The sequence below is a fragment of the Halopseudomonas sp. Lyrl_26 genome, from assembly GCF_051948695.1.
Classification (GTDB): Bacteria; Pseudomonadota; Gammaproteobacteria; order Pseudomonadales; family Pseudomonadaceae; genus Halopseudomonas; species Halopseudomonas formosensis.
Genome location: NZ_JAYJLH010000002.1, coordinates 156,094 through 177,037, shown reverse-complemented (window position 1 = coordinate 177,037; position 20,944 = coordinate 156,094). Strand labels below are relative to the sequence as shown.

20 protein-coding genes are annotated in these 20,944 nt (G+C 65.0%); 13 read left to right on the top strand and 7 right to left on the bottom strand.

Going from position 1 to position 20,944, the window contains the following annotated elements; translation table 11 throughout:
• Positions 1-28: 28 nt before the first annotated feature.
• The 4 genes from VF673_RS04150 to gpmI all read right to left on the bottom strand — a co-directional run bounded on the left by VF673_RS04150 (position 29) and on the right by gpmI (position 5,110).
• Positions 29-958, bottom strand: coding sequence for a divergent polysaccharide deacetylase family protein (locus tag VF673_RS04150; protein ID WP_440291003.1), 930 nt, complete (start codon positions 956-958; stop codon positions 29-31).
• Positions 955-2,238: a S41 family peptidase gene (locus tag VF673_RS04145; protein WP_273124271.1), complete on the bottom strand. Its 1,284-nt coding sequence runs from the start codon at positions 2,236-2,238 to the stop codon at positions 955-957. The genes VF673_RS04150 and VF673_RS04145 overlap by 4 nt, the downstream gene beginning before the upstream one ends.
• A gap of 141 nt (positions 2,239-2,379) precedes the next feature.
• A complete protein-coding gene (locus VF673_RS04140; RefSeq protein ID WP_440291002.1) occupies positions 2,380-3,558 on the bottom strand; it encodes a murein hydrolase activator EnvC family protein in 1,179 nt (392 codons plus the stop codon).
• Between the two features lie 13 nt (positions 3,559-3,571).
• The gene (gene gpmI / locus VF673_RS04135) at positions 3,572-5,110 is read right to left on the bottom strand and encodes a 2,3-bisphosphoglycerate-independent phosphoglycerate mutase (protein WP_440291001.1); all 1,539 of its coding nucleotides are present in this window, start codon (positions 5,108-5,110) and stop codon (positions 3,572-3,574) included.
• A gap of 167 nt (positions 5,111-5,277) precedes the next feature.
• Here gpmI and VF673_RS04130 point away from each other — a divergent pair, with 167 nt between their 5' ends.
• From VF673_RS04130 to VF673_RS04105, 6 genes are all read left to right on the top strand, one after another.
• Complete coding sequence (locus tag VF673_RS04130; protein WP_090538817.1) at positions 5,278-5,700, top strand: rhodanese-like domain-containing protein; 423 nt, start codon at positions 5,278-5,280, stop codon at positions 5,698-5,700.
• A 3-nt stretch (positions 5,701-5,703) separates the two neighbouring features.
• Positions 5,704-5,958: a glutaredoxin 3 gene (gene grxC / locus VF673_RS04125; RefSeq protein WP_090538818.1), complete on the top strand. Its 255-nt coding sequence runs from the start codon at positions 5,704-5,706 to the stop codon at positions 5,956-5,958.
• 84 nt (positions 5,959-6,042) lie between these two features.
• Positions 6,043-6,537 carry a protein-export chaperone SecB gene (secB, locus tag VF673_RS04120; protein WP_090538819.1) on the top strand — a complete coding sequence of 165 codons (495 nt, stop codon included), beginning with the start codon at positions 6,043-6,045 and terminating at the stop codon, positions 6,535-6,537.
• A gap of 103 nt (positions 6,538-6,640) precedes the next feature.
• Complete coding sequence (locus VF673_RS04115) at positions 6,641-7,156, top strand: disulfide bond formation protein B (protein ID WP_090538820.1); 516 nt, start codon at positions 6,641-6,643, stop codon at positions 7,154-7,156.
• 108 nt (positions 7,157-7,264) lie between these two features.
• Positions 7,265-7,753 (top strand): sigma D regulator, encoded by a 489-nt coding sequence (gene rsd, locus VF673_RS04110; protein WP_090538821.1) that lies wholly within the window; start codon positions 7,265-7,267, stop codon positions 7,751-7,753.
• Between the two features lie 2 nt (positions 7,754-7,755).
• Positions 7,756-8,262, top strand: coding sequence for a hypothetical protein (locus VF673_RS04105; RefSeq protein WP_440291000.1), 507 nt, complete (start codon positions 7,756-7,758; stop codon positions 8,260-8,262).
• Between the two features lie 801 nt (positions 8,263-9,063).
• Here VF673_RS04105 and VF673_RS04100 read toward each other — a convergent pair.
• The gene (locus tag VF673_RS04100; protein ID WP_273128555.1) at positions 9,064-9,516 is read right to left on the bottom strand and encodes a TIGR02444 family protein; all 453 of its coding nucleotides are present in this window, start codon (positions 9,514-9,516) and stop codon (positions 9,064-9,066) included.
• Between the two features lie 34 nt (positions 9,517-9,550).
• Here VF673_RS04100 and VF673_RS04095 point away from each other — a divergent pair, with 34 nt between their 5' ends.
• Together VF673_RS04095 and VF673_RS04090 are read left to right on the top strand one after the other, a co-directional pair.
• A complete protein-coding gene (locus VF673_RS04095) occupies positions 9,551-11,464 on the top strand; it encodes an ATP-binding cassette domain-containing protein (protein ID WP_440290999.1) in 1,914 nt (637 codons plus the stop codon).
• Positions 11,461-11,916 (top strand): YaiI/YqxD family protein, encoded by a 456-nt coding sequence (locus VF673_RS04090; RefSeq protein ID WP_440290998.1) that lies wholly within the window; start codon positions 11,461-11,463, stop codon positions 11,914-11,916. Before VF673_RS04095 ends, VF673_RS04090 begins: the two co-directional genes overlap by 4 nt.
• 82 nt (positions 11,917-11,998) lie before the next feature.
• Here VF673_RS04090 and VF673_RS04085 read toward each other — a convergent pair whose 3' ends face one another.
• Positions 11,999-12,577 carry a DUF6436 domain-containing protein gene (locus tag VF673_RS04085; RefSeq protein WP_440290997.1) on the bottom strand — a complete coding sequence of 193 codons (579 nt, stop codon included), beginning with the start codon at positions 12,575-12,577 and terminating at the stop codon, positions 11,999-12,001.
• A 186-nt stretch (positions 12,578-12,763) separates the two neighbouring features.
• Here VF673_RS04085 and VF673_RS04080 point away from each other — a divergent pair, with 186 nt between their 5' ends.
• From VF673_RS04080 to ppk1, 3 genes are all read left to right on the top strand, one after another.
• The gene (locus VF673_RS04080; RefSeq protein WP_440290996.1) at positions 12,764-13,993 is read left to right on the top strand and encodes a GGDEF domain-containing protein; all 1,230 of its coding nucleotides are present in this window, start codon (positions 12,764-12,766) and stop codon (positions 13,991-13,993) included.
• Between the two features lie 69 nt (positions 13,994-14,062).
• The gene (gene hemB, locus VF673_RS04075; RefSeq protein ID WP_440290995.1) at positions 14,063-15,073 is read left to right on the top strand and encodes a porphobilinogen synthase; all 1,011 of its coding nucleotides are present in this window, start codon (positions 14,063-14,065) and stop codon (positions 15,071-15,073) included.
• Between the two features lie 147 nt (positions 15,074-15,220).
• Entirely contained in the window at positions 15,221-17,419 is a 2,199-nt protein-coding gene (ppk1, locus tag VF673_RS04070; protein WP_440290994.1) for a polyphosphate kinase 1, read from the top strand.
• Here ppk1 and ppx read toward each other — a convergent pair.
• A complete protein-coding gene (ppx, locus tag VF673_RS04065; RefSeq protein WP_440290993.1) occupies positions 17,398-18,903 on the bottom strand; it encodes an exopolyphosphatase in 1,506 nt (501 codons plus the stop codon). The genes ppk1 and ppx overlap by 22 nt on opposite strands.
• 170 nt (positions 18,904-19,073) lie before the next feature.
• Between ppx and trxA the strand changes: the two genes are divergently transcribed.
• The gene (trxA, locus tag VF673_RS04060; protein ID WP_090538831.1) at positions 19,074-19,400 is read left to right on the top strand and encodes a thioredoxin TrxA; all 327 of its coding nucleotides are present in this window, start codon (positions 19,074-19,076) and stop codon (positions 19,398-19,400) included.
• Between the two features lie 210 nt (positions 19,401-19,610).
• Positions 19,611-20,876, top strand: a complete 1,266-nt coding sequence (gene rho / locus VF673_RS04055; protein WP_090538832.1) for a transcription termination factor Rho — start codon at positions 19,611-19,613, stop codon at positions 20,874-20,876.
• Positions 20,877-20,944: the final 68 nt, after the last annotated feature.

Below are 20,944 nucleotides of genomic sequence, written 5' to 3'. Positions count from 1 at the left end.
CGTTCCCTTCCTTCCCTGCCCTGGGCGGTCAGCCGCCGCGTCCCAGCAACTCCTCAACACTGACCACCTGCACGCCCTCGATGGCCGGCAGATCCTCGGTCAATCGCCGCTCAAGGTAGTCGATGGTCTGCGGATAGGGATGGCCGATCATCACCGCCGTGCCGGTACGCCGGGCAATCGCCAGTGCCTGATCGAAGGCCTGGCCAATGGCCTCCGGGGTGCGCTGATTGTCGAGAAACACCTGGCGGGATAAATGGGGCACACCGGCCGCACCGGCCGCGATGGCCGCCTGGGTCTGCGCCGTGGTCCGACTGTCGATGAAGAACAGTCCGCGCTCGCGCAGTACCTGCATGACCCAGTCCATGGGCTCGCGCTCGGCAGTGAGCCGACTGCCCATGTGGTTGTTGACCCCGCGTACCCCGGGCAGGCTGTCGAGGTTGCTGCGCAGCTGCGCCTGCAAGCGCTCCCGGGACATGCCGCTGTACATGCCACCGGGACCGATGGACAGACCCGCGCCGTTCTCCATGGGTTGATGCAACAGCACGGTGCGCCCCGCCGCCACGGCCTCCCGGGCCAGCTGCTCGGCAGCCAGCGTCTGCGGCAGTATGGCCAGAGCCACGGGCAGGGGCAGCGCAATCAGGCGACGACCCTGGCGCAGATTATGGCCGACATCGTCGATGATGATGGCTACCGCTGGAGTGCTGTCCTGTGGCTCGGCCGGCTCGGGAGCTGGGAGGGGAGTTTCCACTACTTCTGGCAGGGGCTCCGGCGGCGCCAGCGCCGGCCGTTCCAGCTCCAGCCAGCGGGAGCGCAGCTCGTGAAAATCGTCCACCAGGGGCTCGCCGGCCGGCAGCTGCAGCTCGGGGTCGGCGATGTCGGGGTCAGGGGCGGGGGGATCCTGGGGTTCACTGCAGGCTGCCAGCAACAGCGCCAGCAGCCCGGCGATGCATCTCTTCATTGACGACGGGTGATGTTGAGCCCCTTGAGCAGGTTCAAGGCCTGATTGAGCTGGTAGTCCGCGTCGCGCTCGGCATTGGCACCGGTGGCCGGGGTGCGCACTGTCGGACGCTCCTGCCCGTCGCCGTTGCCGTTGTTCAGATGCCCCAGCAGATCGGCCTCGCGGTAGCTGACCTCATCCGCATCCCGGGTCAGCTGGGCGCGCTGCACGACGATATCCGGCTCTATGCCCTGGGCCTGGATGGAGCGGCCGTTGGGCGTGTAATACAGTGCGGTGGTGAGCTTCAGCGCGCGGTCGTTGTTCAGTGGCAGTACCGTCTGCACCGAGCCCTTGCCGAAGCTGTCGGTACCCATGATCACCGCCCGGCCACGGTCCTGCAGGGCGCCGGCAACGATCTCCGAGGCCGAAGCCGAACCGCCATTGATCAGCACCACCAGGGGCACATCACCGCCGGGGTTGGCGGCTGTGGCATTGAAGCGCAGCTCGCTGTTGGGCAGCCGGCCCTTGGTGTAGACGATAAGGCCGTCGCTGAGGAAGGCATCGGCCACCTCGACCGCCGACTGCAGCACGCCGCCGGGGTTGTTGCGCAGGTCCATGATCAGCCCCTTGAGTTCGCCCTGCTCCTTGAGCGTGGCGAGACTGCGGCGTACCTCGTCTCCGGTATTGTTCTGGAACTGGGTGATGCGCAGGTAGGCGTAACCGGGCTCCAGAGTATCGGTGCGCACGCTGCGCACGCGGATGACTGCCCGCTCCAGTTCCACATCGAAGGGCCGACCGGCGCCGCGCACCAGGGTCAGGGTGATCTTCGAGCCCGCGGGACCGCGCATGCGATCGACCGCATCCATCAGGCTCATGCCCTTGACCGGATGATCATCGATCTTGACGATCAGATCCCCCGGCTCGATGCCGGCCCGCGAGGCCGGGGTATCGTCGATCGGCGAGATGACCTTGATGAAGCCGTCCTCCTGCCCCACTTCCAGCCCCAGACCGCCGAACTGGCCGGTGGTGGTGTCCTGCAGGCCCTGGAAGGCCTCGGGTTCGAGGTAGGCCGAGTGCGGATCAAGCCCTTCGAGCATGCCGCGGATGGCATTTTCCAGCAGGGTGGCGTCGTCCACCTCCTCCACATAGGAGGTCCGGATCCGCTCCAGCACCTCGGTGAAGGTCCGCAGCTCGTTCAGGGGCAGCGGCGCCGCCGGTTCCCGCTCCTGAGCCAGCGCCGGTGCACCGGCCAAGGCCACAAGCAGTCCGACAGTGATGGATAGATCACGCACAGCGGCCATCAAAACTCTCCCCGTCATAACACCCCTGAAATGTATCGGCAGACTGCCGCAGTGCTGGGATCCCGCTCTCCCTGATCACAGCTGGCTTGCTCGAGTATCGCTAGCAGCATGAACGAGGAAGGCGTTTTTTTCAAAGCATTCTCAGCGTGGCAGCATACACCAGGCGGCCGGATCCAGTGGCTGGCCGCGATGGCGAATGGAAAAATACAGCGCCGGCTCACCCAGGCCGCCACTGTTGCCGACAGTGGCAATGGCGTCCCCGGGCTGAACCCAGGTGCCCACCTCGTGCAGCAGCGTCTGGTTATGGCCGTACAGGCTCAGATAGCCGTTGCCATGATCCAGAATCAGCAGAAGTCCCGAGCCGCGCAGCCAGTCGGCGAAGACCACCCGTCCGCCGTGAATGGCGTGCACCCGCGTGCCCTCCGGTGCGCCGATCAGCAGACCGTCCCACTTGAGCCGCGCGTCGCTGCCGCGCTGACTGCCGAAGCGGGCGCGGATCTGGCCATTGACCGGCAGTGGCAGCTTGCCCCGCGCCTGGGCAAAGGGCAGGCTGCCGGCCGGGGTAGGAATGCTGGTGATGGCCTCGTCCAGCTTCTTGATCAGCGCGGCCAGCTCGGCTCGCTCCGCTTCACGCTGGTTGACCTCCTGTTGCTGGGTGCGCTGGCGTTCGCGCAGACTCGCGAGAATGGAGCTGCGCTTGTCCCTTTCGCTTTCCAGCGCCGCCTGGCGCTCGACCAGGACGGCGCGATCACGCTGCAGCGCGGTCTGCTGCTCGGCAATGCTGGCACTGGCCTGGCGGATCTGTTCTATGGTCTGGGTGTAGCGGTTGATCTCTTCCACGCGGGCGCGGTTGAAATCCCCGTAGTAGCGCATCATGCGGGCAATGCGCGCCGGATCATCCTGGTTGAGCAGCATCTTCAGGTAATCCTGCTGCCCGGCGCGGTGCGCCGCACGCAGCTGGCGGGCGATCTGTTCCTGCTGCTCTTCCAGCGCCTGCTGCAGGGCGGCGGCCTGACTCTGCAGGTCGGCCAGTCTTGCCTCGCCATCGCGGATCTGCTGCTCGATGCCGCCGGCCTCACGCCGCAGCCGGCCTATCTGGCTTTCGCTGTCGCGCAGCTCCTTCTCCAGCCCGGACACCTCCTGCCGAAGATTGCCGAGCATCCGCTTGAGCCGGTTGATCTCCGCCTCGGTCTGGCGCAACTCCGCCCGGGCCGCTTCGGCATCGGGTTCGGCGTGGGCCGGCGCAGCGACCAGCCACAGCAGGACGAACGCCGCTGCACAGGCAGCGGCGCGGCATCCGGCATTGGCCAACCAGCCCATGCAGCGAGCCTGCTCAGTCTTGCAGGGTGAGGATGGAGCGGCCGGTCATTTCCTGCGGCTGCGGCAGTCCGAGCAGGGTCAGCACGGTGGGAGCCACGTCGGACAGTATGCCGCCTTCGCGCATGGTCACCTTGCGCGGGCCGACATAGACGAAGGGCACGGGCTCGCAGGTGTGGGCGGTATGCGCCTGTCCGGTGCTGGCGTCGGCCATCTGTTCGACGTTGCCATGGTCAGCGGTGATCAGCGCTTCGCCGCCGACCTTGTGCAGCGCGGCCTCGATGCGGCTGATGCACTGGTCCAGGCATTCCACGGCCTTGACCGCGGCCTCGAACACCCCGGTGTGACCCACCATGTCGCCGTTGGCGTAGTTGACGATGATGACGTCGTAACGCTGCTGCTCGATGGCCTCGACAATGCGGTCGGTGACCTCGGGGGCGCTCATTTCTGGCTGCAGGTCATAGGTGGCCACGCCGGGCGAGGGAATCAGGATGCGCTCTTCGCCTTCGAAGGGCTCTTCCCGACCACCGGAGAAGAAGAAGGTGACGTGGGCATACTTCTCGGTCTCGGCGATGCGCAGCTGGGTCTTGCCCTGTTTGGCCAGGTATTCGCCCAGCACGTTGTCCAGCGTCGAGGGCGGGAAGGCGCAGGGGGCCGGAATGTCGGCGGCATACTGGGTCAGCATCACGTAACCGGCCAGCTTCAGCTGGCGCTGGCGGGTGAAGCCGGAGAAGCTCGGCTCGACGAACGCGCGGGTCAGCTCACGGGCCCGGTCAGCGCGGAAGTTCATGAAGATCACGGCGTCGCCGTCTTCCACCCGTACCGGCTCGCCGATCACCGTAGCCTTGACGAACTCATCGCTCTCGTCCCGGGCATAGGCGGCCTTCAGGCCCTCGGCAGCACTGTCGGCCCGGTACAGGCCCTGCCCCTCGGTGATCAGGTTGTAGGCGGCCTCGACACGGTCCCAGCGGTTGTCCCGGTCCATGGCGAAGTAGCGACCGATAAGGCTGGCGGTGCGACCCTTGCCCAGGCGCTGATAGGCCTGCTCCAGCAGATCCAGGGAAGGCTCGGCGCTGCGCGGCGGGGTGTCGCGGCCGTCGAGGAAGGCGTGCACCTGGATCTGCACGGCGCCGCGGCGGGCAGCCAGCTCGACCATGGCGACGATATGGTCCTCATGGCTGTGCACCCCACCCGGCGATACCAGACCCATGATGTGCACCGCGCGACCGGCGGAGACGGCCTGGTCGACGGCGGCGCAGATCGCCTGGTTGTCGAAGAATTCGCCGTCGGCAATGGCCTTGGTCACCCGGGTGAAGTCCTGATACACCACCCGACCGGCACCCAGGTTCATGTGGCCGACCTCGGAGTTGCCCATCTGACCATCCGGCAGCCCCACATCCATGCCAGAGCCGGAGATCAGCGTCCGCGGCGCGTTCGCCCACAGGCGATCCCATACGGGCGTATTGGCCGCCATGATGGCGTTGGAGTCCGGTGACTCGCTGTATCCGAAGCCATCCAGAATCATCAATACCACGGGTTTGGGAGCTGCTGTCATCCGATTACTCGCTGTAGTAGAAGAGGTAAGGGAACCCCTGCCGGCGGTGGCAGGCATGCCGGCAAGTTTACTTGGCCGGCGTCGGCGTGTCATGCCCGGTGGTAGTACTGCAGCCGGGATCGGCTGTGTATACTGGCGGGCTTTACTGGTCGCGGAATGATACCTCCATGCAGTTCGTACAACACCTTATAGAGTTCATAGCCAATCACTATCTGCTGTCCGGGGCCTTCCTGGTCGTGCTGGTACTGCTGATCGTCACCGAGGGCCGCAAGGCCGGCAAGGCTCTGACCTCCCAGCAGGCCACCGTCCTGCTCAACCGGGAAAATGCCGTGCTGGTGGATATCCGTCCCAAGAAGGACTTCGCCGCCGGGCATATTGTCGATTCGATCAATATTCCCCTGGACAGTTTCGCCACTCGCATGGTCGAACTGGACAAGCACAGGGAAAAACCCATCATTCTGGCCTGCGCCAACGGCCAGCATGCCGGCGCCGCATCCAAGCAACTCAAGGCTGCCGGTTATGCCAATGTCAATCGGCTGGCACATGGAATCAGTGGTTGGCGCGCAGACAACCTACCTCTGGTCAAATAACCCATGGCAGATATCACCATCTACAGCAGCGACTATTGCCCCTTCTGCATCCGTGCAAAGCAGCTGCTGAACAGCAAGGGCGTGAACTATCAGGAAATCGTCGTTGATGGCAAACCCGCCGTTCGTGCCGAAATGGCCCGTCTGGCCGGGCGCACCTCGGTCCCGCAGATCTGGATCAATGACACCCATGTAGGCGGATGCGACGACCTGATGGCACTGGATCGCTCTGGCAAACTCGATAGAATGCTGGCAGGCTGACTGCCCTGATCACTCAGGAAATCCGCTCGGGGCCAAGGGCGCCTTGTGGATTTTCCATACCACCGGCACCAACAAGGACTGAACATGGCTGAAGAGCAACAGAACAACACCGCCGCCAATGGCGCCAACCAGCCGCAGGTACAATTCGCCCTGCAGCGCATCTACGTGAAGGACCTGTCCTTCGAGTCGCCGAAGTCCCCGGCGGTATTCCAGAGCCAGTGGAACCCGCAGGTCAGTCTGGATCTGAACACCCGTCACAGCCAGCTGCAGGAAGGTATCCACGAGGTGGTGCTGAGCCTGTCCGCAACCGTGACCAACGGCAATGACGAAGTCACCTTCATCGCCGAAGTACAACAGGCCGGTATCTTCGCCATCAACGGACTGGATGAGGCGTCCATGCGCCACACCCTGGGCGCCTTCTGCCCGAACATCCTGTTCCCCTACGCCCGCGAAGCGATCGACAATCTGGTATCCCGCGGCAGCTTCCCTCCCCTGATGCTGTCGCCGGTCAACTTCGATGCCCTGTTCGCCCAGGCCGAACAGCGCCGCATGGCCGAAGGGCAGCAGGCCGACGCCTGATCGTCCACACCGCCGGCCGGGTGCCGGCGGTGTACCCACGCTTGTCAGCCGCCTGCGGCTCATCTAATGTATTCCGTCGCTCATCCAGCCACCGGACCCACGCATGACCCTGCCTGCCTCACGCCCCCTGTATCTGTTTGCCTTCATCGTCTGTGTACTGCTGCTGGCAACCGCCTATTACATGGAATACGTGATGGAGCTGCTGCCCTGTCCGCTGTGCCTGGTGCAACGGGCGGCATTCCTTCTCATCGGCCTGACCTGCCTGGCCGCAGTGCTGCATAACCCCCAGCCCCGTCCGGGTCGCCACCGCGCCATTGCCGCCCGTGCCTACGCCGTGGGCGTGACCCTGCTCGCCGCTTTCGGTGCCGCCACCGCCGGGCGCCAGGTCTGGCTGCAGCACCAGCCTTCGGATCAGCTGCCCTCTTGCCTGCCCAGCCTGGATTACATGATCGATGTACTGCCGGTGTTGGAGATGCTCACCCTGCTGTTCAGCGGAACGGCGGATTGCGCCAAGGTCACCTGGACCTTCCTCGGTCTGAGCATCGCTGAATGCACCCTGCTGGCCTTCATCGGTTTTGCCCTGTTCGGTCTCGTCCAGCTGGTGCGCAGCGAGGACTGATACTGGCACTATGCCCGCTTGATACCACCTGCCGGACTGACCTATTCTGTCGGATCCATGGGAACAGCAGTCCCGATCCCGGGCTCACAAGGCAAAACGAGGTGGATCATGCTGGAGAAATACAAGAATGCCCAGGAACGCTGGGGCGGAGTCGACAGGCTCATTGACCGCTGGCTGGCTGATCGAAAGGAACTCGTGGACCAGTATATTGCGCTGCGTGATCAGACCCATGAGGGTCGCAGCGTTCAGGAACAACTCAACCTCTTCTGCAGTGCCCTGCTTGATTACGTGTCAGCAGGGCATTTTTCCGTCTACGAACAGTTGGTGCGCGGCGCCGAGGAAGCCGGTGACGACCGGGCGCTGGAGCTGATGGCTCGGGTCATGCCGCGGATAGAGACCATCACCCAGTTCGCCGTGCTGTTCAATGACTACTACGGGGCCAGGACCAAACGCGTGCTCAAGGAGGATGTCATGCGCTCACGCCTGCTCAAGATGGGCGGCCTGCTGGACGAGCGTTTCGAGCTCGAGGACTGCCTGATCGAGGTTCTGCACAATGCCCATCGCCAGCCCCAGCAGGCGACTGCGACGGTGGGGTGACCATGGCAGAGCAACGCAAATCACCGGCCAGCCCGGTCCCGACTCCCCTGCACCTGCTCCAGGGGCTGACCCGGACGCTGAACGAGCATCTTGCCGAGGCCTGTCAGCGGGCCGAGGAAGATGCGCAGAAGGTGCTGGACAAGCTGGCGCAGAAGCGTGCCCGTCTCGATGAGAAAACCGCCCAGGCCGAGGCCCGACTGGCCGAGGCCCGGGCCAGCGGTGGCAGTACGGACAAGCTGGAGAAGCTCGACGGCAAACTGAGCGAGCTCAGGGAGCAACTGGCCGTCGTCGCTCAGGCCCATGATGAAGCGCAGAGCTATGCACGGCAGCTCAACAGCGATGTGCGCCAGACTCTGCGCCTGGCCAAGGGACTGGCGCGGATTGATGCCCAGGCCGGCCAGGCCATCGAAAAGCGCAACAACCCGACCGCCACCACGGAAAAGCGCCCCTCCTCCCGGCGATCCCGCGGTCGTCGCAACAACGACAGCGAACCAGCCCCCGAACAGTAGGAGCAAGCGCAGCACCGCCCGCCACCTCTGAACCGTAGGAGCAGCGCCCACGCTGCGAACGGCGTGCACAGCACGCCCCGAACCAACCCTTCGCCCCCGGGGCGGGGGCTCCTACAAAACCAGCGCAAGCCACCCCACACCCCACCACCCGTAGGAGCAGCGCCCCCGCTGCGAGCGGCGTGCCCAGCACGCCCCAAACGCCACCCTTCGCACCCGGGGCGGGTGCTCCTACAAAACCAGCGCAAGCCACCCCAAACCCACCACCCGTAGGAGCAGCGCCCACGCTGCGAACGGCGTGCACAGCACGCCCCAAACGCCACCCTTCGCACCCGGGGCGGGTGCTCCTACAAAACCAGCGCAAGCCACCCCAAACCCACCACCCGTAGGAGCAGCGCCCCCGCTGCGAACGGCGTGCCCAGCACGCCCCAAACGCCACCCTTCGCACCCGGGGCGGGGGCTCCTACAAAACCAGCGCAAGCCACCCCAAACCCACCACCCGTAGGAGCAGCGCCCCCGCTGCGAACGGCGTGCACAGCACGCCCCAAACGCCACCCTTCGCACCCGGGGCGGGGGCTCCTACAAAACCAGCGCAAGCCACCCCACACCCCACCACCCGTAGGAGCAGCGCCCCCGCTGCGAACGGCGTGCCCAGCACGCCCCAGGGCCAACCCCTTCGCCCCCCCGGGGCGGGGGCTCCTACAAAACCAGCGCAAGCCACCCCACACCCCACCACCCGTAGGAGCAGCGCCCCCGCTGCGAACGGCGTGCACAGCACGCCCAGGGCCCGGAACGGAGGCCCCCCTAGAGGCTACCCTGCCCGAGCCCGACCGCGACCCGCTCCAACTCCTGCGTCGGCGCTTCGGCACCCAGACTCAGGTGTTCGCCGACAGTCCGCCTGCCCGCGGCGGCCAGGTTGCGCCGCTCACACAAGGCCTCCAGCACACCGAGCTGCCGCCATTCGGCTGCCAGCTCACAGGCCTTGACCTGCTCGTACAGGCTCCGGCAGGCACTGTCGCCGGCCAGGCGCCGGCGCACCTGGCGCAGCGGCACTATCACCTCATCCCGCCAAGGCTGCTGCACGGCCTTCAGCTCGCCCCACAGAGCGGGATCGGCTTGCAGTCCATGCGTGCCCAGCCAGCAGGCGGTCAGCAGCAACAGCACATCCTCGCCGTGCTCATCCTGCAGCCCCAGCAGCAGCTCCTGCACCTCCGGCTGCGCATACAACCAGCCGGCGTAATCGGTCAGGCCGGTCATCGCTTGTACCCTCGACGCTGATATACTCCGCGCCATGATAAAGATCGAATCCCTGACCCTGCAACGCGGCCCCCTGCGCCTGCTGGAGAACGCCAGTCTGACCCTGCACGCCGGTCAGAAAGTCGGCCTGCTGGGCACCAATGGTGCCGGCAAGTCGAGCCTGTTCGCCCTGCTGCTCGGGCAACTGACACCGGACGCCGGTGACTGCTCCCTGCCGCCGGACTGGCGCATCGCCCACATGCGTCAGGAAATAGATGACCTCCAACGCCTTGCCGTGGATTACGTGCTCGACGGTGATCAGCGGCTGCGCCAGATCCAGCGCCAGCTGGCCGAGGCCGAGCAACGCCAGGACGCCACCCAGCTCGGCACCCTCTACGCCGAACTGGAGGCCCATGGCGGCTTCAGTGCCGACAGCCGCGCTCGCACCCTGCTGGCCGGTCTGGGCTTCACCCCGGATCAGTGCGAGGCCCGGGTCGGTGACTTCTCCGGGGGCTGGCGCATGCGCCTGAACCTGGCCCAGGCACTCATGTGCCCGTCAGACCTGCTGTTGCTCGACGAGCCGACCAACCACCTGGATCTGGACGCCATTCTCTGGCTGGAAGACTGGCTGCGCAGCTACCCCGGCACCCTGCTGCTGATTTCCCATGACCGGGACTTTCTGGATGCGGTGGTGGAGCACATAGTCCACGTCGAATCACAGAAGCTGACCCTCTACCGTGGCGGTTACAGCCAGTTCGAACGGACCCGTGCCGAACGCCTGAGCCAGCAGCAGGCCGCCTACGAGAAGCAGCAGGCCCAACGCGAGCACATGCAGAAGTACATTGCCCGGTTCCGCGCCCAGGCGACCAAGGCGCGCCAGGCCCAGAGCCGACTCAAGGCCCTGGAGCGCATGGAACTGCTCGGCCCGGCCCATGTCGACTCGCCCTTCAGCTTCAGTTTCCGCGAGGCCGACAACCAGTCCGACCCGCTGCTCGACCTGACCGGTGGCACCCTGGGTTACCAGGGCAAGGCGGTGCTGGAACAGGTGGAACTGCGTCTGGCCCCCGGGGCACGGATCGGCGTACTGGGGCCCAACGGCGCTGGCAAGTCCACCCTGATCAAGACCCTGGCCGGCGCCCTGCCGCTGATCGCCGGCGAGCTCAAGACCGGTGAACATCTGGCCATCGGCTACTTTGCCCAGCACCAGCTGGACAGTCTGGACCCGCAGGCCAGCCCCTTGCTGCATCTGGCACGCCTGGCGCCCCAGACCCGGGAGCAGGATCTGCGCAACTTCCTCGGTGGCTTCGATTTCCATGGCAGCCGTGCCGAGGAGCCCGTGCTGCATTTCTCCGGCGGCGAGAAGGCGCGACTGGCCCTGGCCCTGATCGCCTGGCAGAAACCCAACCTGCTGCTGCTCGATGAGCCGACCAACCACCTGGACATGGAAATGCGCCACGCGCTGACCCTGGCGCTGCAGAACTTCGAGGGCGCCATGCTGCTGGTGTCCCACGACCGTGCGCTGATCCGGGACACCACCGATGAGCTGTGGCTGGTGGCCGATGGGCGACTGCGCGTCTACGAGGATGATCTGGACAGCTACACCCGCTGGCTCGCCCAGTTCCGCCAACAGCAGAACAGCGCCGGCGCCCCCGAGCCCACCCCCTCCACGCGCATCGACCCCAAGGCCCAGCGCCGCCTGGCCGCCGAGCAGCGCCAGCGTCTGGCCCCGCTGAAGAAGGCAGCCGACCGGCTGGAGCAGCAACTGGACCGGGCGCAGCAGGAAATGGCCGGCATCGAAGCCGAACTGGCGGACAACGACCTGTACACCGACAGTCAGCGCGATCGGCTGAAGACTCTGCTGGCCCGGCAGGCAGCCTGCCGCCAGCAGATAGATGAACTGGAAATGCAGTGGCTGGAGGCCCACGAGGCCCTGGAGCAGCTGCAGGCCGAACTGGCGGAGGCACCATGACCCTGTGGATAGACGCGGACGCCTGCCCGCGCCCGGTGCGTGACATCATGCTGCGCGCTGCCAAGCGCCGGCAGCTGCAGCTGGTGCTGGTGGCCAACAGCTCGCTGGGCCTGGCGCCGGCCCCGGGCGTGCGCCAGGTGGTGGTACCTGGCGGCGCCGATGTCGCCGATCTCTATATCATCGAGCACGCCGAGCCCAATGATCTGGTGGTCACCGCGGACATTCCCCTGGCGGACGGGCTGGTACGACGCAGTATCACCGCCATCAACCCGCGCGGCGAGGTCTATGACAGCGGCAGCATCGGCGAGCGACTGGCGGTACGCAATCTGATGGACGAGCTGCGCGGCGCCGGTCTGGCCGGTCGCGGCGGCCCGGCACCCTACAGTGACAAGGACAAGCAGGCCTTCGCCAACGCGCTGGATCGGCTGCTGGCCAAGGGACTGGGCAAGTAGCGCGTCTGCCGGGGTGCAGCGCACCCGCGCAACGCCAGCTTATGTACCGTCCCGGCGCCGAGCGCTGGCCTGCCCTGCCATTTCAGGGAGCGAACGCCTCCTCATCCAGTTCACAGAGACAGGCCAGGGTGTCATAGCGGGCTGCATTGACTGCCCGACCTGCCAGCAACGCACGCAGTACCGGCTCGATAAAGCTGCTGTCCTGATTGCAACTGGCGCCGTCGCTGTAGGGGCCTACATAGGCCAGCTGGCCGCTGGCATCCCAGATGGCGACCGATGGACCTCCTGGCCAGTCGGCCCAGCTGGCGGGCAACCGCCAGTGGGGTAGCTCGCCGAGCACATCGCCACGCCCCCCGGGCAGACTGCCGGCCCGGGCGAACCGCACCCCCCGGGCACTGAAGCGCTCGGTCATCTCGCGGATATAGGCTTCATGCCCGGCATTGCAGGGGCAGCCACTCTGCCACACGTGTACCACCTGAATCTGCCCGGCGGGAAACGGCCCGGGCACCTGGTCGCCGGCAAAATAGGCCGGGCGCTCGAATACCTGTCCGTGCCGCCCGTCCATCCACCACCATGCCCAGACCAGCCCCGCAGCCCAGACCAGAGCCAGGCTCCACAGCAGCCGGCGACGCCAGTCAGCCATGCCGGTTTGTTTTTCCATTGCGATCCCCGCCTGCCCTGAGCCTATAATGGCGCAGTGCCATAAAAGTTGTATGCCAACCTCCGCACATCCTGCGCAGGTGATGCTTTTCTCCGCTGCACGCGCAACATAGTCTTGTCGGTCACGCTGGAGCTGCTGCTCCGACGCTGCGCTGCCCCATGGAGTCGGACAAGGACTATCCGCACCATGCATACCGAGTTGAACACATATTCCCTGGCCCTGGCGCTGGTGCTGGTGACCCTGGGCATGACCCTGGTGCTGATCATGGCCGCCTGGCATTCCGGCAGCGAGAAAGGTCTGCGTCACTGGGCACTGGGCAACCTGGCCCTGACCATGGGTCTGGTATTGAACATCAGCCAGGGGCTGCTGCACCACAGCCTTTCCCAGATTCTTGCCGCCGGGCTCATGGCCCTGGGCCTGGGGGTGATCTGGCTGGGAGTGCGTGCCTTCAAGGGCGCCAGCCAGCCACAGGCCGGGCCACTGATGGCGGCGCTGCTGATCATGTCGCTGCTTGCCTGGTTCCACTACGTGGATGACAACCCCGCAGCCAGGCAGGCGAGCGTCGGCGCCTGCCTCGGTGTGCTGGCACTGCTGTCAGCACGGGAGCTGCTGGTCCCGGCCCGCGCACCATTGCGCCGGGCCTACTGGTTCACCGGCGGCATCATGCTCCTCAGCGGTGTGGGACTGCTGCTGCGTGCGGCGCTCAGTGCCAGCGACCCCCAGATGACCGGGGCCGATACCCAGGGACTGCAACATGCCACGCTGCTGGGCGTGATGGTAGCCCAGATCGGCATGGCCAGCGGCTTCATCCTGATGACCCATTACCGCACCATGATGGCCCTGCAACGCCTTTCCGAGCACGACGCCCTGACCGGCACCCTGAATCGGCGCAGCATGCTCGAGCAGGCCCGTGCGGTGCTGGAAATAACCTGCCAACGGGGCCTGCCGGCCACCCTGCTGATGGTCGACGCCGACCATTTCAAGCGGATCAATGACGAATTCGGACACCAGACCGGGGACGCGGTCCTCTGCCATCTGGTCAGCCGCATACGCCACCACATGCGCTCCGACGATCTGCTGGGCCGCTTCGGCGGGGAAGAATTCGTGTTGCTGCTGCCCGGTCTGGACGCCAGCACCGCCCTGGATGTGGCCGAACGCATCCGCCAGGCGGTACACAGCCACACCGACATCATCTCCGATCAGGCAATCACCCTCAGCGTCAGTGTCGGCGTCGCCGGCACCTGCACCCACGGCCACGATTTCGATGCGCTGATCGCTGCGGCGGATGCCGCGCTGTACCGGGCCAAGGCGATGGGGCGCAACCGCGTGGAGGTCAGCACCGAGTCCGGTGACGAGCTGCGCGACAACGTGGCCCTACGTTTACTCTCCCAATTCCGTCATAATCTCGACGTCTGAGGAAGAGCGGCAGCGCCGCCTTCCGTTCTGCCCACTGTCTTCGGTGCTGCACGCACCCAGGGAGTCGAAGTGACCTTTCAGCCAGCCCCCCGCCCGTTCCCCCTGTCCCGCATGCGCCGTTCGCGCAAGGACGACTTCTCCCGCCGCCTGATGCGCGAGACCCGCCTGACCACGGACGATCTGATCTATCCGGTGTTCGTGCTGGAGGGAACCGGCCAGCGCGAGCCGGTGGCCTCCATGCCCGGTATCGAGCGGCTGTCGATCGACCTGCTGCTGGAGGAAGCCAGGGAACTGGTAGAGCTGGGGATCCCCGCGGTGGCGCTGTTCCCGGTGACCCCGACCGAGGCCAAATCGCTGGATGCTGCCGAAGCCTGGAACCCCGAAGGCCTGGCGCAGCGCGCCACCCGGGCGCTCAAGCAGCACTTCCCGCAGCTGGGGGTGATCACCGATGTGGCACTGGACCCCTTCACCACCCACGGTCAGGACGGCATCATCGACGAGCAGGGATACGTGCTGAACGACGTCACCGTCGAGGCGCTGGTGCGCCAGGCGCTGTCCCATGCCGAGGCCGGTGCCGACATAGTCGCGCCGTCGGACATGATGGACGGCCGCATCCTGGCCATCCGCGAGGCACTGGAGGATGCCGGCTACATCAATACCCGCATCCTGGCCTACTCCGCCAAGTACGCCAGCGCCTACTACGGTCCATTCCGTGATGCGGTCGGTTCCGCCGCCAACCTCGGCAAGGCGGACAAGGCCACCTATCAGATGGACCCGGCCAACAGCGACGAAGCCCTGCACGAGGTCGCCATGGACCTGGCCGAGGGCGCCGACATGGTCATGGTCAAGCCCGGCATGCCCTATCTGGATATCGTCCAGCGGGTCAAGGAACACCACAAGGTGCCGACCTTCGTCTATCAGGTCAGTGGCGAGTACGCCATGCACCAGGCGGCCATTGCCAACGGCTGGCTGAGCGAGGCAGTGATCATGGAATCGCTCACCGTGATCAAGCGCGCCGGCGCCGATGCCATCCTCACCTACTACGCCAAGCACGCCGCCCGCCAGCTGCGCGGCCTCTGACTCGGCAACGGGGCGGCCTCGGCTGCCCCGCACTCCGCACACTGCCCTCCCCTACGCTTGCTGCTGCATTTCGGTCATACTGCCGGGGTATAACAGGACCTTGCCGGCCCCCCCTGTGGCCGGATCAACAGGCAGACTCCAGAGGACATGATGCGGGATCCAGACAACGAGCCGGAGCTGGCTCAGGACACCATCCAATCCACCCCCGCTGAGGCCGGGCGCAACGAGAACGACGCGCCGGCATCGCCCGTCGAGCCCGTGCTCTCGCTGGATTCCCCGGAACTCTACATCCACCGGGAGCTGTCCCAGCTGCAGTTCAATATCCGCGTGCTGGAACAGGCGCTGGACGAGTCCTATCCGCTGCTGGAGCGCCTGAAGTTCCTGCTGATCTTCTCCAGCAACCTGGACGAGTTCTTCGAAATCCGCGTGGCCGGACTCAAGGAGCAGATCGCCTTCGCCCGTGAGCAGACCGGCCCGGATGGCCTGCAGCCGCATCAGGTACTGGCCAAGATCAGCGAAATAGCGCATCAGCAGGTGGCCCGCCAGTACAGCATTCTCAATGACGTACTGCTGCCCGAACTGGCCCGGCAGAAGATCCGCTTTCTGCGCCGTCGCCAGTGGACCTACAAGCAGACCCTGTGGGTGCGCCGCTTCTTCCGCAACGAGATTGCGCCCATCATCAGCCCCATCGGACTGGATCCGACCCACCCCTTCCCCCTGCTGGTGAACAAGAGCCTGAACTTCATCGTCGAACTCGAAGGGGTCGATGCCTTTGGCCGGGACAGCGGTCTGGCGATCATTCCCGCACCGCGCTCGCTGCCCCGACTGATCCGCGTGCCGGACGAACTCTGCGATGGCGGCGACAACTTCGTGTTCCTCTCGTCGATGATCCACGCCCATGCCGACGATCTGTTCCCGGGCATGCAGGTGCGCGGCTGCTACCAGTTCCGCCTGACCCGCAACGCCGACCTGGAGGTCGACCCCGATGAGGCCGACGACCTGGCCCGGGTGCTGCGTGGTCAGCTGCTGTCGCGCCGCTACGGTGATGCGGTGCGCCTGGAGGTGGCGGACAACTGCCCGAAGAAGCTGTCGGATTTCCTGCTCAAGCAGTTCGGCCTCGGCGAATCGGAGCTGTATGAGGTCAACGGCCCGGTCAACCTGACCCGACTGTTCTCCATCACCACCATGGATAACCATCCGGAACTCCAGTTCCCGCCGTTCACCCCGGGCATCCCCAAGCCCCTGACCAATGCGGACAACCTGTTCCAGGCCGTGCGCAAGCAGGACATCCTGCTGCTGCACCCCTACGAGTCCTTCAGCCCGGTGGTGGACATGCTGCGCCAGGCGGCACAGGACCCCGGCGTGCTGGCGATCAAGCAGACCCTGTACCGTACCGGGGCCAACTCGGAGATCGTCAACGCGCTGGTCGACGCCGCGCGCAACGGCAAGGAAGTGACCGTGGTGATCGAGCTGCGGGCGCGCTTCGACGAGGAGTCCAACCTGCAGCTGGCCAGCCGACTGCAGCAGGCCGGCGCCGTGGTCATCTACGGGGTGGTGGGCTTCAAGACCCACGCCAAGATGATGCTGATCCTGCGCCGCGAAGGCGAGGAACTGCGCCGTTATGCCCATCTGGGCACCGGCAACTATCACGCCGGCAACGCCCGCCTGTATACCGACTACAGCCTGCTCACTTCAGACCTGGCCATCACCGAGGACGTGCACAAGCTGTTCAACCAGCTGATCGGCATGGGCAAGGCCCAGCGCATGAAGAAGCTGCTGCAGGCACCCTTCACCCTCAAGCGCAAACTGCTCGAGCTGATCAACCGCGAAACCCTGGCGGCCCAGGCCGGCAAGCCGGCACACATCATCGCCAAGGCCAACTCACTGACCGACGTCAAGGTGATCAAGGCACTGTACAAGGCGTCACAGGCGGGGGTGAAGGTGGATCTCATCATTCGCGGGATGTGCTGTCTGCGCCCCGGCATCCCCGGGGTGTCGCACAACATCACGGTACGCTCGGTGATCGGCCGTTTCCTCGAGCACAGCCGGGTCTACTACTTCCTCAGCGAGGGTCAGGAGCAGATCTGGCTGTCCAGCGCGGACATGATGGAGCGCAACCTCGACAAGCGGGTCGAGACCTGTTTCCCGCTGGAGGGCAAGAAGCTGGTCAGCCGCGCCAAACAGGAACTGCTGGTCCATCTCAACGATAACACCCAGGCCTGGCTTCTGCAGTCCGACGGCAGCTATGTGCGCTGCAGCCCGACCGGCAACCAGAACCCGCGCAGCGCCCAGCTCACCCTGCTGGACAAGCTGGCCAGCTCGCCTCAGCGTACCGTCAGCCTGTAGCCGATCTTCGCCCAGTAGCCGGCTTCCTGCTCGAAGTCGGCCTGGGTCAGCGGGTTTTCCTCCAGCCAGCCCGGCGGGAAGGTCAGAGTCAGCCCGTGGTCGTCGGCTTCGGCCTCCAGCTCCGGCATCTGCTGGTAGCCGCGGATGTGATGATAGAGGATGGCCAGACGCAGCAGCATGCACAGCCGGCGCAGGGCCGGCCCATCCTCGCCCACCTCGGCCACCCGCGCGTCGTTGGGCAGGTTGCGCCTGTGCCCGCGTACCAGCAGGGCGATGGACTGCTGCTCCTGACGGGAGAAGCCCGCCAGATCGGCGTGTTCGATCAGATAGGCACCGTGCTTGTGATAATGATGGTGCGCCACATCCAGCCCCACCTCGTGTACCCGGGCGGCCCAGCGCAGCAGGCAGGCATGCTTGGGATCGGTGAGCTCCCAGGCGGGCGCCACCCGTTCCAGCAGACTGATGGCCTTGCTCTCGACCCGGGCCGCCTGTTCATGATCCACATGACTGCGTTCGGCCAGGGCGGTCAGGGAGCGCTCGCGCACATCCTCATGATGATGACGTCCCAGCAGTTCGTACAACACCCCTTCACGCAGCGCCCCCTCCGAGTGGACCATGGTCTGCACGTCCAGAGCGTCGAACAGGGCCTCAAGGATAGCCAGCCCGGACGGCAGGATGCCCCGACGCTCCTCCTTGAGTCCTTCCAGGTTCAGCCGATCCACATGGCCGGCCTTGAGGATCTTGCGCTTGAGCCACTGCAGCCCCTCGCGGGTGACCTCGCCGTTGCTCAGTCCGGCGCCACGGATGCACTGGCCGACTGTGCGGATGGTCCCCGAGGCTCCTACCGCCTCCTGCCAGCCGAGCCGTTGAATGCCCTGCTCGATCGGCATCAGTTCAAGACGTGCCGCGGTGTAGGCCTGCCGGCAGGCACGCTCGGTGATCTTGCCGTCGGCAAAGAATCGGCGGGCGAAGGATATGCAGCCCATCGGCAGGCTTTCACGCAACAGGGATTCGAAACGTTCGCCGACGATGAACTCGGTGCTGCCGCCACCGATGTCGACGACCAGGCGCTTGCCTCGATCATCGGCCAGAGTGTAGGCCACGCCCAGATAGATGAGTCGCGCTTCCTCGCGCCCGGATATCACGTCCACCCGGTGGCCGACGATCTCCTTGACCTGTCGGATGAAGTCCGCGCGATTGCGCGCCACCCGCAGGGTATTGGTGGCCACGATGCGCACCGCATTCGGCGGCAGCCCATTGATCAGCTGGGCGAACCGCCGCAGGCACTCCAGCCCGCGCTGGATGGCCTCCTCGGAGAGGTTGTCGTCCTCATCCAGACCGCTGGCCAGCTGCACCTTCTCGCCCAGTCGCTCCAGAATCCGGATCTCTCCGTGATCCACCCGGGCCAGCACCATATGGAAGCTGTTGGAACCCAGATCTATGGTCGCCACCAGTGGCATATCCGCCTGTTCTATCTGCGCCATGCGCTTGTCCCCTGTTCGGCATCGGGGAATTCTACCCATTAAGCACGCCGGGTGTCCGCCCCATGCGACAAACTGGGCTCGTCGCAATTCCCGTGGCGCGTTTCACAGTTGCCCGAGGGGATGCTATCATCCGTGCAATCCGCGACCGCGAACCTTTTCTGGAGATACTCATGAGTGATTTGATCGTGCACGTGACCGATAGCAGCTTCGAGTCTGAAGTGCTGAAGGCCGACGGCCCTGTTCTGGTCGATTACTGGGCCGAATGGTGTGGCCCGTGCAAGATGATTGCCCCGGTTCTGGACGATATCGCCCGCGACTACCAAGGCAAGCTGAAGATCTGCAAGCTGAACATCGACGAGAATACCGACACTCCGCCCAAGTACGGCGTCCGTGGTATCCCCACGCTGATGCTGTTCAAGGACGGCAATGTTGAAGCGACCAAGGTCGGCGCCCTGTCCAAGTCCCAGCTGGCAGCCTTCCTCGACAGCAATATCTGATTCACCCACCGCTCTCCGGTCATCCGGAGAGCGGTTTTGTTGGCCACAGATGTAGACGGCGCCCGCGTGCGGTGCTAGATTTGCGTTCCAACTCCCTGCCGCACCCTGCGGCAATTGGCTTCCCTACTTGCCAGATCACTGCCCCAACACCCACTTGGCGGCTATTACGAACCCATCCTGCCGATAGACATCTCACTACTCACCGAACCTATGAATCTGACAGAACTCAAGCAAAAACCCATAACCGAACTTCTCGAACTCGCCGAGCAGATGGCCCTGGAAAACATGGGGCGTTCGCGCAAGCAGGATGTGATCTTTGCCATTCTGAAGAAGCACGCCAAAGGCGGTGAAGACATTCACGGCGACGGCGTCCTGGAGATTCTGCAGGATGGTTTCGGTTTTCTGCGCTCAGCCGACTCGTCCTATCTGGCAGGCCCCGACGATATCTATGTTTCTCCCAGCCAGATCCGCCGCTTCAACCTGCGCACCGGCGATACCATCTCCGGCAAGATCCGGCCCCCGAAGGATGGGGAACGCTACTTTGCCCTGCTGAAGGTCGATTCGATCAACTTCGACCGCCCCGAGAACACCAAGAACAAGATCCTCTTCGAAAACCTCACCCCGCTGTTCCCCGACGAGCGCCTGGTGATGGAAGCCGGCAACGGCTCCACCGAGGATCTGACCGCACGCATCATCGACCTGTGTGCCCCAATCGGCAAGGGCCAGCGCGGCCTGCTGGTGGCACCGCCCAAGGCCGGCAAGACCCTGATGCTGCAGAACGTCGCCTCCAACATTGCCCGCAACAACCCCGAATGCCACCTGATTGTCCTGCTGATCGATGAACGCCCCGAAGAAGTGACCGAGATGCAGCGCACCGTGCGCGGCGAAGTGGTAGCCTCGACCTTCGACGAGCCGCCGGCCCGCCACGTGCAGGTAGCCGAGATGGTGATCGAGAAGGCCAAGCGCCTGGTCGAACACAAGAAGGACGTGGTCATCCTGCTCGACTCCATCACCCGTCTGGCCCGTGCCTACAACACCGTGATCCCCAGCTCCGGCAAGGTGCTGACCGGTGGTGTCGACGCCCACGCCCTGGAGAAGCCCAAGCGTTTCTTCGGTGCTGCGCGGAACATCGAGGAAGGCGGCAGCCTGACCATCATCGCCACCGCGCTGGTCGATACCGGCTCGAAGATGGACGAAGTGATCTACGAGGAATTCAAGGGCACCGGCAACATGGAGATCCACCTGGATCGCAAGATTGCCGAGAAGCGCGTATTCCCGGCAATCAACATCAACCGCTCCGGCACCCGTCGTGAAGAGCTGCTGACCAGCGAGGATGAGTTGCAGCGGATGTGGATCCTGCGCAAGATCCTGCACTCCATGGACGAGATCGCCGCCATCGAATTCCTGCTGGATCGTCTGAAGGACACCAAGACCAACGACGAATTCTTCCAGTCGATGAAGCGCGCCAAGAACTGACCCCCAGCCGGAAGCGGCAAGCTGCAGGCAGTTCGATACTGCTTGCAGCTTATGGCGATCAGACTGTC